The 14,002-nt window shown below is 73.4% G+C and carries 12 protein-coding genes; 5 read left to right on the top strand and 7 right to left on the bottom strand.

Annotated features, from left to right (window positions below; genetic code table 11):
- Positions 1 to 4: 4 nt before the first annotated feature.
- The 4 genes from Aau02nite_RS19915 to Aau02nite_RS19900 all read right to left on the bottom strand — a co-directional run bounded on the left by Aau02nite_RS19915 (position 5) and on the right by Aau02nite_RS19900 (position 4,340).
- Complete coding sequence (locus tag Aau02nite_RS19915; RefSeq protein ID WP_212990009.1) at positions 5 to 1,465, bottom strand: flavin-containing monooxygenase; 1,461 nt, start codon at positions 1,463 to 1,465, stop codon at positions 5 to 7.
- On the bottom strand, positions 1,466 to 1,840 hold the full coding sequence (locus Aau02nite_RS19910) for a hypothetical protein (RefSeq protein ID WP_212990008.1): 375 nt from the start codon (positions 1,838 to 1,840) through the stop codon (positions 1,466 to 1,468). It abuts the gene before it with no gap.
- 42 nt (positions 1,841 to 1,882) lie between these two features.
- The gene (locus Aau02nite_RS19905; RefSeq protein ID WP_212990007.1) at positions 1,883 to 2,509 is read right to left on the bottom strand and encodes a TetR/AcrR family transcriptional regulator; all 627 of its coding nucleotides are present in this window, start codon (positions 2,507 to 2,509) and stop codon (positions 1,883 to 1,885) included.
- Between the two features lie 157 nt (positions 2,510 to 2,666).
- The gene (locus tag Aau02nite_RS19900) at positions 2,667 to 4,340 is read right to left on the bottom strand and encodes a GMC family oxidoreductase (RefSeq protein WP_212990006.1); all 1,674 of its coding nucleotides are present in this window, start codon (positions 4,338 to 4,340) and stop codon (positions 2,667 to 2,669) included.
- A gap of 50 nt (positions 4,341 to 4,390) precedes the next feature.
- Here Aau02nite_RS19900 and Aau02nite_RS19895 point away from each other — a divergent pair, with 50 nt between their 5' ends.
- The 4 genes from Aau02nite_RS19895 to Aau02nite_RS19880 are packed head-to-tail and all read left to right on the top strand — an operon-like array spanning position 4,391 to position 9,896.
- The gene (locus Aau02nite_RS19895; protein WP_246595285.1) at positions 4,391 to 5,332 is read left to right on the top strand and encodes an alpha/beta fold hydrolase; all 942 of its coding nucleotides are present in this window, start codon (positions 4,391 to 4,393) and stop codon (positions 5,330 to 5,332) included.
- Between the two features lie 31 nt (positions 5,333 to 5,363).
- On the top strand, positions 5,364 to 6,575 hold the full coding sequence (locus Aau02nite_RS19890) for an acyl-CoA dehydrogenase family protein (protein ID WP_212990005.1): 1,212 nt from the start codon (positions 5,364 to 5,366) through the stop codon (positions 6,573 to 6,575).
- Positions 6,565 to 7,788, top strand: coding sequence for an acetyl-CoA C-acetyltransferase (locus Aau02nite_RS19885; protein ID WP_212990004.1), 1,224 nt, complete (start codon positions 6,565 to 6,567; stop codon positions 7,786 to 7,788). Before Aau02nite_RS19890 ends, Aau02nite_RS19885 begins: the two co-directional genes overlap by 11 nt.
- On the top strand, positions 7,785 to 9,896 hold the full coding sequence (locus Aau02nite_RS19880) for a 3-hydroxyacyl-CoA dehydrogenase NAD-binding domain-containing protein (protein ID WP_212990003.1): 2,112 nt from the start codon (positions 7,785 to 7,787) through the stop codon (positions 9,894 to 9,896). The genes Aau02nite_RS19885 and Aau02nite_RS19880 overlap by 4 nt, the downstream gene beginning before the upstream one ends.
- Here Aau02nite_RS19880 and Aau02nite_RS19875 read toward each other — a convergent pair.
- From Aau02nite_RS19875 to Aau02nite_RS19865, 3 genes are read right to left on the bottom strand one after another with little or no spacing between them, the layout of a single operon-like run.
- On the bottom strand, positions 9,865 to 10,392 hold the full coding sequence (locus Aau02nite_RS19875) for an SAM-dependent methyltransferase (protein ID WP_212990002.1): 528 nt from the start codon (positions 10,390 to 10,392) through the stop codon (positions 9,865 to 9,867). The two genes, Aau02nite_RS19880 and Aau02nite_RS19875, sit on opposite strands and share 32 nt — an antisense overlap.
- A complete protein-coding gene (locus Aau02nite_RS19870) occupies positions 10,392 to 11,009 on the bottom strand; it encodes a pentapeptide repeat-containing protein (RefSeq protein ID WP_212990001.1) in 618 nt (205 codons plus the stop codon). Before Aau02nite_RS19870 ends, Aau02nite_RS19875 begins: the two co-directional genes overlap by 1 nt.
- 49 nt (positions 11,010 to 11,058) lie before the next feature.
- The gene (locus Aau02nite_RS19865) at positions 11,059 to 12,789 is read right to left on the bottom strand and encodes a serine/threonine-protein kinase (protein WP_246595284.1); all 1,731 of its coding nucleotides are present in this window, start codon (positions 12,787 to 12,789) and stop codon (positions 11,059 to 11,061) included.
- A gap of 202 nt (positions 12,790 to 12,991) precedes the next feature.
- Here Aau02nite_RS19865 and Aau02nite_RS19860 point away from each other — a divergent pair, with 202 nt between their 5' ends.
- Complete coding sequence (locus Aau02nite_RS19860; protein WP_246595283.1) at positions 12,992 to 13,966, top strand: methyltransferase; 975 nt, start codon at positions 12,992 to 12,994, stop codon at positions 13,964 to 13,966.
- Positions 13,967 to 14,002: the final 36 nt, after the last annotated feature.

Genomic DNA, 14,002 nt, shown 5'->3' with positions numbered 1-14,002 from the left:
CGCATCACGACTGCCCGGCCCGGCCGGCCACGCGGAAGTCACCGAGGCTCAGGCGGGCCGTGCGGCGGCGGTACTCCCCCGCCATCCCGGGCCAGTTGGTGACGACCCGGCCGCTGGGCGTGCGGTACCAGCTGCTGCAGGCGGTCCAGACGCTCCCGGCCAGGCGGGACTGCAGCTCCGCGTCGTAGGCGGCGGCCACCTCCGGGCGTACGTCCAGCGGCTGCGCGCCGGCCGCGAGGGCCCGTACGGCCTGCACGATGTAGCGCGCCTGGGCCTCGTGGAAGTAGACCACCGAGGTGTTGCCGGTGTTCGTGTTGGGCCCGTACACCAGGAACATGTTGGGGAAGCCGGGCACGGCCATCCCCAGGTACGCGTGCGCGCCGTCGCGCCACACCTCGTCGAGCCGGGCGCCGCCGCGGCCGGTCACCCGCATCGGGGTGAGGAACTCGGTGGCCGCGAAGCCGGTGCCGTACACCAGCACGTCGCAGGGGTGCTCGACGCCGTCGGCGGTGCGGATCCCGTCCGGGGTCACCGCCTCGATCGGCGCGGTCACCAGGTCCACGTCCGGGCGGGCCAGGGTGGGCAGCCAGACGCTGGTGAACAGCACCCGCTTGCAGCCCATCGGCTCGTCCGGGGTGACCCGGGCCCGCAGCTGCCGGTCGCGGACCTGCCACCGGCGCTGGGCCCGTGAGGCGGTACGCAGGAACGCACCGGCGGCCCGGTTGCCGAGCACCGCCGCGCCGGTGAACACGGTCATCGCCCAGGTGCCGGCGCGCGGTGGTCGCATCAGTGCGGGCACCCGCCGGTACAGGGCCCGGCGCAACGCGCTGTAGCGGCGGTCGGGCTTGGGCAGCGTCCACGGTGCACTGCGCTGGAAGACGACGACCCGTCCGGCCGTACCGGCGATCGCGGGAACGAGCTGGACGGAGCTGGCGCCGGTCCCGACGACCGCGACCCGCTTGCCGTCGATCCGCAGCGCCGGATCCCAGCGGGCGGTGTGCACCGCCGGGCCGCGGAACCGCTCTGCGCCGGGCAGCAGCGGGATGACCGGCCGGGACAGCTGACCGACCGCCGGAACGAGGACGTCGGCGACGACCTCGGTGCCGTCCGCGATCGCCAGCCGCCAGCAGGACCGCTGCCCGTCCCACTGCGCGCCGGTGACCTCGGTGCCCAGTCTCAGGTGCGGGGTCAGCCCCAGGTCGGTGACGCAGCGCTGCAGGTAGGCCAGGATCTCCGAGTGCGGCGGGAAACGCCGCGACCAGTCCGGGTTCGGGGCGAAGGAGAACGAGTACAGCGGGGCGGGGACGTCACAGGCGCAGCCCGGGTACGCGTTGTCGCGCCACACCCCGCCCAGCCGGTCCGCCTTCTCCAGCAGCACGAAGTCGGAGAAACCGGCCCTGCGCAACGCCGCGGCGACGGCCACTCCACCGAAGCCGGCGCCGATGATCGCGATCCGGGGCGGCACTCACTTCTCCGCGTACAGGGCGTCGATGCGGTCGGCGTAGGCGCGCAGCACCGGGCGCCGCCGTACCTTCATGGTCAGGGTGACCAGCTCGCCACCCGGCGGCCAGGCGTCGTTCAGAATCTCGAAGGCCCGGACCTGCTCGGCCCGCGACAGGGTCGCGTTGGCCGCCCGCATCCCGGCCGCGACCGCGGCCGGCACGTCGCCCCCGGCCTCCGGATCCAGGACCAGCAGAGCCACGAGGTACGGCCGGGAGTCCCCCACGACCACGGCCTGCGCGACCTGCGGGCAGTGCGCCTCGATCGCGAGCTCGCAGGCGGCACACGTGGTGGAGGGAACGGGCGGGGAGGTGGCCGTGCCACCCGCGGTGGCCGTCATGGTGCGGAACGTTAGCAAGCTGTTGGCACGTTGCCAATAGCCTCAGCGCGCGGGCGTGACGACCGTCGGAATGACCTGCTCCACGATGGCCAGCAACGTCGTCGCGAGCAGCAGATGCACCTGCGCGCGGGTCAGGGCGTCGCGGTTCAGCCACTCCTTGGCGGTGGCGGTGGCCATGCCGACGTACGCCCGGATCATGCCGCGCAGCTCCTCGCGATGCTCGGCCACCTCGGCCAGCCCGACGGCGATCAGCACGTACTCGGCCGCGGTGTCCTCGGCCTCGGCGAGCACCCGCTCCACATCGACGTCCCGGCCCGTCCCGGCGGCGGTCGCGGCGGCGAGCCAGGAGGTGCTGTGCCGGGAGACCACATCGAGGAACCACGACACGCTGGCATCGACCCGGGTGCGCAGGTCACCGGCGGGCAGGCTCTGCACCGCCACCTCGGGGATGGTCAGCATGACCCGGATGACCTCGAGATACAGATCCTTCTTGGTGCCGAAGTAGTGGTTGATCAGCCCCCGGGCGACACCGGCGGCCCGGGCGATGTCGGTGGTGGAGACCTCGGCGTAGGGGCGCTCACCGAAAAGCCGGACCGCACAGGCGAGAATCTGCCCGCGGCGGACGTCCGGCTCCAGGCGTCTTCGGGTCTGCGCTGCGTCGACACTCACCGAGCGACCTTATCCGCCGGCTGCGTGCATTGCCGCAGGCACGAGGCTGGCACGACGGGCGGGGACGCGCGGCGCGACCTTCAAAGCGCTGCGCCCGCCACGCCCGGCGAGACCGCGACACGCCCGGCGGCGCCAACCGCCGGCATCGGCGATCAGCTCACAGGCGCAGGGCAGCCGGAGCCCGAGCCGGCACCGCCGGATGGCGTGGCGCGACCGGAGCCACCCGCGCGTACGGCGCACCCGGCGCCGGGCGCGGATCCGGCTCCCCCGCGTTGGGCCACAGCGCGACCGCCCGCTCAGCCAGCGCAGTGATGGTCAACGACGGATTCACCCCCAGATTCGCCGCGACCACCGACCCGTCGATCACGTGCAGGCCCGGGTACCCGTACAGGCGTTGATAGGGATCGACCACCCCCGTGGCCGGGCCGGCGCCGATCGCGCAGCCGCCGATGAAGTGGCCGGTCACCGGCCGGCCGGCCAGCTCGGTCACCGCGCCCAACGGGACCCCGTCGATCTTCTCGGCGACCCGGCGGGCGACGTCGTGCGCGGCCGGCACCCAGGCCGGGTTGGGCTCGCCGATGCCGGGCCGGGTGGTGAGCCGGCGGCGGCCGAGGAGCGAGCGGGTGGTGTGCACGGTGACCGAGTTGTCCAGCGGCTGCATCGCGAGCAGCACGATCGTCTGCTGCGACCAGCGCCGGGGTACGGCGAGCAGCCGCAGGTCCCGCCAGCCGCGGGCGAGCTCGCGCAGGCCGGCCACCCAGCGCCGGCCGCCGCCGGTGTCGTCCACCAGGACGGTGGCGAGCAGGGCGAGCAGGTTGCTGCCCGGGCCGTAGCGCACCGGTTCGACATGGGTGACCGGATCCGGGTGGATCGAGGAGGTGATCGCGACGCCGTGGCTGACGTCGAGGTCGCGGCGGCGGGTGCGGGCGCCCAGGATGGATTCGGAGTTGGTGCGGCTCAGCTCGCCCAGCCGGGGCGAGATGGCGGGTAGCAGGCCCCGGTCGCGCATCCGGTGCAGCAGGCGCTGGGTGCCGAGCGCGCCGGCGGCGAAGATCACTTGCGCGGCGGTGAAGCGGCGGGGGCGGGGGCGCAGGCTGCCGGTGGCGTGCGCGTCGACGTCGTACCCGCCGCCGGGCCGCGGCCGGACCGCGGCCACCGTGGTCAGCGGGTGCACCACCGCGCCGGCCGCCTCGGCCAGGTGTAGATAGTTCTTGACCAGCGTGTTCTTCGCGCCGATCCGGCAGCCGGTCATGCAGGCGCCGCACGAGGTGCAGGCCCGGCGGGCCGGTCCGGCCCCGCCGAAGAAAGGGTCGGGCACGGCGGCGCCGGGCCGCTCACCGAAGAGCACACCCACGGGGGTACGCCGGTACGTGTGCGCGACCCCGAGATCCTCCGCGACCGAGCGCAACGTGACGTCGGCGAACGTCTCGACCGGATTGGTGACCACGCCCAGCATCCGTTTCGCCTGGTCGTAGTAGGGCGCGAGCTCGGCCTGCCAGTCGGTGATCGACGCCCACTGCGGATCGGCGAAGAACGCGCCGGGCGGCTCGTATAGCGTGTTGGCGTACCCCAGCGAACCGCCACCGACCCCGGCGCCGGACATGACCAGCACGTCGCGCAGCAGGGTGAGCCGCAGGAGGCCGTAGCAGCCGAGCGCGGGCGCGTAGACGTAGTCCCGCAGCCGCCACGAGGTCTTGGCGAACTGCTCGTCGGCGAAGCGCCGGCCGGCCTCGAGAACGCCGACCCGGTACCCCTTCTCGGTGAGCCGCAGCGCAGCGACACCCCCACCGAATCCGGAGCCGATGACCAGGACGTCGAAGTCGTACGCCATGAGTTACCGTGGCACCGCTATTGTCGGGCTGTCAATAAAGGGGTGCGGCGATGCTGGCCCACGAGCGCAGCGGCAACGGTCCCCCACTGGTCCTGATCCACGGCATCGGCAGCCGCCGTCAGGTCTGGGATCCGCTGATCGCCGAACTCGCCCGCCACCGCGAGGTGATCGCGATCGACCTCCCCGGCTTCGGCGACTCCGCGCTCTGGCCACCCCTCGCCGACCCGCACTCATCCCGCGCCGCCACAACGCCGGACCCTGCCACGCCCGGCCCCACCATGTCCGGCACCGCAACACCCGACCCGGCGACGCCTCGCTTGACCAGCGGTCCGGCAGCAATCGACGGCCGAATGGCCGTCGAAGGCGTCCCCGGGTCCGTCGGCCACCTCGCCGACCTGGTCGCCGCATTCCTCGACGACCTCGGCCTGGACCGGCCCGAGCTGGCCGGCAACTCCCTGGGCGGCGGCATCGCCCTGGAGCTGGGCCGGCGCGGCCGGGCGTCGGCCGTCACCGCGTTCGCCCCGATCGGTTTCTGGAGCCCGGCCGGCCGCCGCTGGTGCCAGACCGTGGTCGGCGGCGCCCGTATCTTGAGCGCCGCCCTCGCACCCGCCCTCCCCCGCATCTTCGCCACCCGCGCCGGCCGCGCCGTCCTCGGCGGAATCTTCTACGGCCACCCCACCCGACTGTCCCCGCAGGACTGCCTCGCCTCGGCCCGCGCCCTGTCGCGCGCGCCGGGCTTCGCCGCCGCGCGCCGGGCTTCGCCGCCGCGCGCCGGGCTTTCGGCGTCTGGCGGCTGCCGGTCGGCGCCGATCCCGGCGCTCTCTCCGGCATCCCGGTCACGATCGCCTGGGGTACGCGCGACCTGGTCCTGCCGCACCGCCGTCAGGCCGCCCGGGCCCGGTACGAGCTCCCGGCCGCCCGGCACGTCCTGCTGTGGGGCTGCGGGCACCTGCCGTTCCCCGACGACCCCTTCCGCTGCGCCGAGATATTGACAGTGCGCCAATAGCTCGCCAGGGTGAGGCCATGGGAGCCTCACCGTGGCACGAGCCGGAGCACGACGAACTCGCCGACCTGGTCCGCGCCTTCTTCGCCAAGGAGGTCCTGCCGCACGCCGACCGGGTGCAGGCGCAGGGCCATCCCGACCGCGAGCACTACCGCAAGGCCGGTGACCTGGGCCTGCTCGGCCTCTCGGTGCCGGTCGAGTACGGCGGCGGAGGCGGCAGCTTCACCCACGAGGCCGTCCTGCTCGACGAGCAGATGCGCTCGGGCGACAGCAGCCTCGGGCTGGCGGTGCACAGTGGCATCGTCACCGGCTACCTGGTCGCCTACGGCACCGAGGAGCAGAAGCGGCGCTGGCTGCCCGGACTCTGCGCCGGCACCCTGATCGGCGCGATCGCGATGACCGAACCGGACGGCGGCTCGGACCTGCAGGCCATGCGCACCCGAGCGATCCGTGACGGCGACGACTACGTGGTCACCGGCGCGAAGACGTTCATCACCAACGGCGGCCTGGCCGACATCGTCATCCTGGCCGCCAAGACCGACCCGTCCCAGCGCGCCGCCGGCGTCTCCCTCCTGATCTGCGAAGTCAGCGCCCCGGACGAGGCCGGCGAGGCGGCGGCCGGGAGGGCGGACGCCGGCGAATCCGGCGAGGCACATCGTGACCCGGCCGGCTTCCGGCGGGGCCGGCTGCTCTCCAAGATCGGCCTCAAGGGCAACGACACCGCCGAGCTCTTCTTCGACGAGTTCCGGGTGCCGGCCGCCAATCTCCTCGGCGGCACCGAGGGCCTCGGCTTCGCCCAGCTCATGGGCCAGCTCCCCCAGGAGCGCCTGGTCATCGGCATCGGCGCGGTCGCCGCCATGGAACGCGCGATCGACCTGACCGTCGCCTACTGCAAGCAGCGCACCGCCTTCGGCAAGCCGTTGATCGGTCATCAGAACACCCGGATGGTGCTGGCCGAGTGCGCCACCCGTACCCGGGCGAGCCGGGTTTTCCTGGACGACTGCATCGCCAGGCATGTGCGCGGGGAGCTGGACGTCGCCACCGCGGCGATGGCCAAGTACTGGCTCACCGAGGGGCAGTGTGAGGTCGTGGACCGCTGCCTGCAGCTGTTCGGCGGGTACGGCTACACGACCGAATACCCCATCGCCCAGATGTACGCCGACGCCCGCGCCCAGAAGATCTACGGCGGTACCAACGAGATCATGAAGGAGCTGATCGCCCGTGCGCTCTGACGGTCAGGCGTACGTCTTCGACGCGGTGCGGACGCCGCGCGGGCGGCGGCGGGCCACCGGGTCGCTGCACGGCGTCAAGCCGATCTCGTTGACCGTCGGGCTCATCGACGCGCTGCGGGACCGGCTGCCCGGCCTCGACACCGACCGGCTGGACGACCTCGTCATGGGCATCGTCACTCCGGTCGGTGAGCAGGGCGGTGACCTGCCCCGGGCGGCGGCTCTGCTGGCCGGCCTGCCCGACCACGTCGGCGGGGTCCAGCTCAACCGTTTCTGCGCCTCCGGGCTGGAGGCGGTGAACATCGCGGCGGCGAAGGTGCGGTCGGGGTGGGACCACTTGCTGCTGGCCGGCGGCGTGGAGTCGATGTCGCGGGTGCCGATGGGCTCCGACGGCGGCGCCTGGGCGATGGATCCGGAGACCGCGCTGGCCACCTCGTTCGTGCCGCAGGGGATCAGCGCCGACCTGATCGCCACCCTGGAGGGTTTCAGCCGCGACGATGTGGACGCGTACGCGCTGCGGTCGCAGGAGCGGGCGGCGAAGGCGTGGGCCGGTGGGCACTTCGCCCGTTCGGTCGTGCCGGTGCGTGACCGTACCGGTGGGGTGATCCTCGCCGTGGACGAGCAGCTACGGCCGGACACCAGCCGGGAGGGTCTCGCCGAGCTCAGCCCGTCCTTCGCCGGCATCGGCGCGGCGGGCGGCTTCGACGCGGTGGCGCTGCAGAAGTTCCACTGGCTGGAACAGATCGCGCACGTCCACCACGCCGGCAACTCCTCCGGCATCGTGGACGGCGCGGCCCTGGTGCTGGTCGGCTCGGACACGGTCGGGCGGGAGCTCGGGCTGACGCCCCGCGGGCGGATCGTCGCCGCGGCGGTCAGCGGGGCCGATCCGACGCTCATGCTGACCGGGCCGATCCCCGCCACCCGCAAGGCGCTGGCCACCGCCGGGCTCGGCGTCGCGGACATCGACCTCTTCGAGATCAACGAGGCGTTCGCGGCCGTGGTGCTCAAGTACACGCGCGATCTGGGCCTCGATCCGAACAAGGTCAACGTGAACGGCGGCGCGATCGCGCTGGGTCATCCGCTCGGAGCCACCGGCGCCATGCTGCTCGGCACCGCCCTGGACGAGCTGGAACGCCGGGACCAGCACCGCGCCCTGGTCACCCTGTGCATCGGCGGCGGCATGGGCGTGGCCACGATCATCGAGAGGGTCTCATGACCGGCACCATCGGCTATGACTGCGGGCCCGGCGGCGTCGTGACGCTCACCCTGGACGATCCCGGCCAGGCGGCGAACACGATGAGCCGGGCGTACGCGGCGTCGATGACCGCGGCCGTCGACCGGCTCGAGGCCGAGCGCGACGAGATCACCGGGGTCATCGTCACCAGCGCCAAGCGGACGTTCTTCGCCGGCGGTGACCTGCCCGAGATGATCAAGGCGACCCCGGCGGACGCACCGGCCCTCACCGCGCTGCTCACCACGATCAAGGCGGACCTGCGCCGGCTGGAGCAGCTCGGCCGGCCGGTGGTCGCGGCGATCAACGGCTCCGCGCTGGGTGGCGGGCTGGAGATCGCGCTGGCCTGTCACCACCGGATCGCGCTGGACGCGCCCGGATCCCGGATCGGCTTCCCGGAGGTCACGCTCGGCCTGCTGCCGGGCGCGGGCGGCGTGACCCGCACAGTACGCATGCTGGGCCTGGCCGACGCACTGACGAACATCCTGCTGACCGGACGGCAGTTGCGGCCCGCCGCCGCGCGTGACGCCGGCCTGGTGGACGAGGTCGTGGACACCGCCGAGGAGATGCTGGCCGGTGCGCGGGCCTGGATCGCCGCGCACCCCGGCGCGGCACAGCCCTGGGACCGGCCCGGATACCGGATCCCCGGGGCCGGCCGGGAGCTGGCCGCCCAGCTGCCGGCGTACCCGGCGAACCTGCGCAAGCAGCTGAAGGGCCGTCTGCCGGCGCCGGAGGCGATCCTGGCCGCCGCGGTCGAGGGCACGCAGGTCGATCTGGACACTGCATTGACCGTCGAGACGCGGTACCTGGTCTCGTTGCTGACCGGCCAGATCGCCAAGAACATGATCGGGGCGTTCTTCTTCGACCTGAAGGCGGTCAACGACGGCGCGAGCCGGCCGGATGTCGAGGTGGCCCCGGTGACCCGGGTGGCGGTGCTGGGTGCGGGCATGATGGGCGCCGGGATCGCGTACGCGTGCGCCCGCGCCGGCCTGCAAGTGGTCCTCAAGGACGTCACCGCCGAGGCCGCCGAGCGGGGTCGCGCGCACGCCGAGAAGCTGCTGGGCCGCGAGGTCGGGAAGGGCCGCCTGGACCCGGACGGGGCCGCCGCCGTGCTGCGGCGAATCACTCCCACCGCCGACGTGGGCGCCCTGGCCGGATGCGACGCCGTCATCGAGGCCGTCTTCGAGGACCCCGCCCTCAAGCACGCGGTCTTCGCCGAGGTGGAACCGGTGCTGGCGCCGGGCGCGCTGCTCGCCTCGAACACCTCGACGCTGCCCATCACCGGGCTGGCCACCGGGGTGAGCCGCCCGGCGGACTTCATCGGCATGCACTTCTTCTCGCCGGTGGACCGGATGCCGCTGCTGGAGATCGTGGTCGGGGCGCGGACCGGCGACGCCGCCCTGGCCCGGGCCTTCGACCTGGGCCGGCGGATCGGCAAGACCCCGATCGTGGTCAACGACGGCCGGGGCTTCTTCACCAGCCGGGTCATCGGGCGCTTCCTGGACGAGGCGATCAGCATGCTGGCCGAGGGTGTGCCGGCGCCGTCGATCGAGCAGGCGGCGCTGCAGGCGGGCTACCCTACCGGACCGCTGGCCCTGGCCGACGAGGTGTCGCTGACCCTGATCCGGCGCATCCGCCGCCAGTTCGAGGCGGCCGGGGACGGCGACTTCCCGGTGCTGCCGGCGCACGCGGTCGTCGACCGGATGCTCGACGAGCACGACCGTCCGGGACGGGCCGCCGGCCGTGGCTTCTACGACTACGGCGGCGGGAGCCGGGGCCGGCTGTGGCCCGGCCTGGCCGCCCTGGCCACCGCGCCGGGCCGGGCCATCCCGCTCATCGACCTGCAGGAACGGATGATGTTCGCGGAGTCGCTGGACGCGCTGCGCTGCCGGGACGAGGGTGTGCTGCGCTCGGCGGCCGACGGCGACATCGGCTCGCTGCTCGGCATCGGCTTCCCGGCCTGGACCGGCGGGGTGTTGCGCTACGTGCAGCAGTACGCGGGCGGGCCGGCGGGTTTCGCGGCACGCGCCACCGAACTGGCGAAGACCTACGGTGATCGTTTCACCCCTCCCCCGGCGTCGGCCGGCCGCTGACCCCGGCCCGCCAGGTGGCGCGGACGCAGATCAGCGACTCGGACCGGCTCTTCGTCGTGGTCCGGAAACCGTGGCTCTTCAAGACGTCGGCGACCGTCCGGTCGGCCGGGCGGCCCGGCGGCGCCTCGTAGCAGAGGAGCAGCGTGGCTCCGCTGCGCAGGAGGCCCTTGAGCACCTCGATCTCGGCGCTGGGCTCGCGGGTCCAGAAGAGGTTGACGTTGACCGCGAAGACCTTGTCGAAGCGCTGCCCGAGCCCGCCGGCCGCCGCGAGCTCGAGGCAGGCGAATCGCGCCCGGCCGGCGGCGACGTGCTCGGCGTTGCGGGCCGAGGCGCGCTCGATCGCCGTACGGGACCGGTCGATCGCGGTGACGCTGCCACGACCGAGCCGCTGACACACCAGCCCGACGGCCACGCCCGGACCGCAGCCCACCTCGAGGATCTGGTCGTCGGGTCGCACGTCCAGCAACTCCACCGCCCACTCCAGCCGCTGCGGCATCAGCCGGGCCGGACGTCGAGGCCCAGTGCCATGGCCACCACCACCGCCTGGTCCGCCGTGATGATCGCGTGGCGCATCTCGGTCGTCGCCGGGTCCAGCGCGGACAGGTCGGTGCCGCGCAGGTCGGCGCGGGTGAAGTCGGCCCGTTGCAGCGACGCGCCGGACAGGTCGACGCCGCGGAAGGTCGCGCCCTGGCAGCGGGCCCCGGTCAGGTCGGCCTCGCGCATCCGTACCCCGGTGAAGGTGGCCGTGCCCAGCGCCGCGCCGCGCAGCCCGACGAAGGACCAGTCGCCGTCCTCGACCGTCATGATGTCGTAGGTGCAGCGGTCGAACATGCTGCCCACCAGCTTGCACCGGGTGAACGTGGCGTCGAAGAACGAGCAGTTCACGAAGGTGCAGTTGACGTACGCGACGTCGGTCTGGGCCGAGCAGTTGAACCGCACGTCGCGGAACGTGCACTCCTGGAACTCGACGGCCTGCAACGTCGTCTCGCACAGGTCGAGATCGACGAAGGCGACGCGCTCGTGCCGCTTCTCCTCGCCGGCCCCCTCGTCCCACTCCTCGGTGCGCACGACGCTGTGCGTTTCCGGTGCCGCGGTGCCCCTGCGTTCGACCATGCCGGAGACCCTAGAAGGGACCTCCGACATTTTCCGCGTCGCCGCAGGGTTACCAGGTGAACTCGCGGCCCTCCGCGCTGCCGCCCGGCAGCAGGCTGCGGCCGGTGTACTCCCAGGACTCCACCACCACGTAGCGGCGCCCGCGCGGGGCCTTGAGGTCGACCGGCCCGCAGGTGTGGGCCGGGGCGAAGTCGGTGAACAGCATCCCCTTGCAGGTGTACGGCCCGGCGGCGACCTCGCCCGTCTTCACGTCCCGGACCGACAGGGAGACGTCGGCCTGGACCCCCGGGCCCGCCTGCATGTGGCCGACCACCCTGATCGCACCGCCGACGGCGTGGCAGGGCTGGGCCAGCACCGGGTGGCCGATGTCCCAGTCCAGTTGGTCGCCGCACTGCCACGGCCCGAAGCTCGCCTCGGCCTTGCCCCCACCGGGGCCCACGGTTGCCCCGATCGCGGCGGGACCCGCGGAGGCACCGGCCGAAGCGCCGCCCCGCCGGTCCCGGGAGGGCGGAGACGTGCCCTCGACCACGCGGGACGGTTGCGCGCCGCCGGCGCCGGGCACACTGCCGCCGTACGCCGGGTTCCGCGAGGTCCGCACCGCCGGTGGCGCGGGCGGAACCGCGGCGCTCGGCCCCGCGCCCAGGCCCGTCTGCGGCGCGGCACCGGCGCTCGTCCGGGCCGCGGCGGTGTTGCTGTTCTTCCAGACCGTGTAGCCACCGACCCCGGAGACCGCCAGGGCCCCGGCGGTCAGGGCGCCGATCGCCGCGGAACGGCCCCAGACCCAGCTGCGCGGACGGTTCGGCGGGCGGCGGCGGGGACCGGCTGCCCGGCGCGGTGGTGTGGCCCGCACGACCGGGCTCGGGACGGGCGGCCCGGGAGCGTCCAGGGGCGCCGGCAGGGCGGGATCGCGAGCGGTGATCCGGGCCAGGTCCCGCAGGATCGGGGCCAGTTCGTCGCCGGGCGGGCGGCGCTCGGGGTCCTTGTCGAGGCAGGACTCGATCACCGCCCAGGCCGCGTCGGACACCCCGGGCGGACGGGCCACCACGTTGTCCAGGTGGTGGCGGAGCACGGCGAGCGGCTCCCCCGTGTACGGCGTGTGCCCGGTGAGCAGCTCGTAGAGGACCACGCCGACCGCGTACACGTCGGCGGCCGGGCCCGCGTCGGCGCCGCTGATCACCTCGGGGGCCATGTAGTGCGGCGTACCGATGATCGCGTGCGGGGTGGTCAGGCCGGCCGCGTCCACGACGCGGGCGATGCCGAAGTCGGTCAGCCGCGCGTCGGCGCGCCCGTCCACCGTGTGCAGCAGGATGTTGTCCGGTTTGACGTCGCGGTGCACCACCCCGAGGGCGTGCGCCTCGGCCAGCGCCGACGCCACCTGGGCGAGCAGGCGGGCCGCCTCGGCGGGCGCGAGCGTGCCGGCCGAGCGCAGTCGCTCGCGCAGGCTGCCGCCGGCGACGAAATCCATCACCAGGCCGAGCGACTCACCCGCACTGAACAGGTCACGCACGCCGACGATGTGCTCGTGGCGCACCATCATCAGGATCGTGCGCTCCTGCACGAAGCGGGTGACCAGCTTCGGCTGGCGCAGCAGGCCCTGGTGCAGCAGCTTGACCGCGACCTGCTCGCCCGAGGTCCGCTCGATGCCGCGCCAGACCGTGCCGGTCGCGCCCTGCCCGACGGGGCAGATCAGGATGTACGAGTTGCCGACGCACCGGCCACTGAGGTCGACGGTGGCGGGCTCGTCCAGGCCCGCTCCGTTCGCGGTGGAGTCTGGCTGCACGTCTGGTGGTGTCCTTCCCCGGGGCTGCTTCGCTGGCGACGACGATCGTGGTGGTCGATGCGCCGACCGGCAATGGCACAACGCCCGAAGTGTCGTAGAGAGTCAGCTCATCGCCGTCGCCGTCACCATTCGCCCCGATGCTCGTTGCGCAGTGGCAAGATTTCCGGGGAATGAGCCCGCCGTTGCGGGGCATACGGCGCCCATGACCATGACCGACACGACGGCTGCCGTGGCGACCAGGGACGTCGCTGCCGACAACGCACTACGGCAACTCGGAACCATTCTCAAGGACAGCGGCTACACCTTCACCACCGTCACGCCGGCCACTCACCAGCGGATCAACGACCGCCCGGAGAACGCCCGGGCCCGCAGCGCGCGCGACGTGTTCGGGTGGAGCCGCCCGTTCGGCCCCGGCGTGCTGCCGCCGGAGACGGTCGAGCTGATGGACGCGGCCGGCGTGCTGGCCCGCGACGGTGATACCTGGCGGAGCCTGGTCCGGTTCTCCTCCTACGACGGCGAGCTGTTCGTGCACTCGGCCTTCCCCACCGCCGCGGCCGACTCGGTCTTCTTCGGCCCGGACACCTACCGGATGGCGGAGGCCGCCGCGGCCCACGTCGAGGCCCGCGAGCGGCCGGTGCGCCGGGCGGTGGACATCGGCTGCGGCACCGCGGCCGGGGCGATCACCGTCGCCAAGCGCGCGCCCGGAGCCGAGGTGCTGGCCGTCGACATCAACGACGCGGCGTTGCGTTTCGCCCGGATCAACACCGGACTGGCCGGGACCGCGGGGGTACGGCCGTGCCGCAGCAACCTGCTCAACGACGTCGACGGCGACTTCGACCTGATCATCTCGAACCCGCCGTTCATGATCGACCCGGCCGGCCGGGCCTACCGCGACGGTGGCGGCGAGCACGGACACGACCTGTCCCTGGCCATCATCGAGTCGGCCACCGAGCGCCTGGCCCCCGGCGGTTCCCTGGTGCTGTTCAGCGGCGCGGGCATCGTGGACGGCCGGGACCCGTTCCGGGCGGCCGCTGCCGAGCGTCTGACCGGCACGGACCTCGACTGGTCCTATCGTGAGGTGGACCCGGACGTCTACGACGAGGAGCTGGACGGGCCGGCGTACGCGCACGCGGAGCGCATCGCCGTCGTCGTGCTCACCGCCGTCCGCCCGGGCTGATCCCAGGAGAAGTGCCGACCGTCGGAACGGTGGATC

It is taken from the genome of Actinoplanes auranticolor (assembly GCF_018332655.1).
Classification (GTDB): domain Bacteria; phylum Actinomycetota; class Actinomycetes; order Mycobacteriales; family Micromonosporaceae; genus Actinoplanes; species Actinoplanes auranticolor.
The sequence above is the reverse complement of the archived record's forward strand: the minus strand, read 5'-3'. Positions and strand labels throughout refer to the sequence as shown.

Bases quoted from the DNA above. Each gene is read 5' to 3' on its own strand.
- Aau02nite_RS19910 (WP_212990008.1), bottom strand. From the start codon at position 1,840: ATGACGGCCACCGCGGGTGGCACGGCCACCTCCCCGCCCGTTCCCTCC.
- Aau02nite_RS19870 (WP_212990001.1), bottom strand. From the start codon at position 11,009: ATGGTCGAACGCAGGGGCACCGCGGCACCGGAAACGCACAGCGTCGTG.
- Aau02nite_RS19860 (WP_246595283.1), top strand. From the start codon at position 12,992: ATGACCATGACCGACACGACGGCTGCCGTGGCGACCAGGGACGTCGCT.
- Aau02nite_RS19900 (WP_212990006.1), bottom strand. From the start codon at position 4,340: ATGGCGTACGACTTCGACGTCCTGGTCATCGGCTCCGGATTCGGTGGG.
- Aau02nite_RS19890 (WP_212990005.1), top strand. From the start codon at position 5,364: ATGGGAGCCTCACCGTGGCACGAGCCGGAGCACGACGAACTCGCCGAC.
- Aau02nite_RS19875 (WP_212990002.1), bottom strand. From the start codon at position 10,392: ATGCCGCAGCGGCTGGAGTGGGCGGTGGAGTTGCTGGACGTGCGACCC.
- Aau02nite_RS19895 (WP_246595285.1), top strand. From the start codon at position 4,391: ATGCTGGCCCACGAGCGCAGCGGCAACGGTCCCCCACTGGTCCTGATC.
- Aau02nite_RS19880 (WP_212990003.1), top strand. From the start codon at position 7,785: ATGACCGGCACCATCGGCTATGACTGCGGGCCCGGCGGCGTCGTGACG.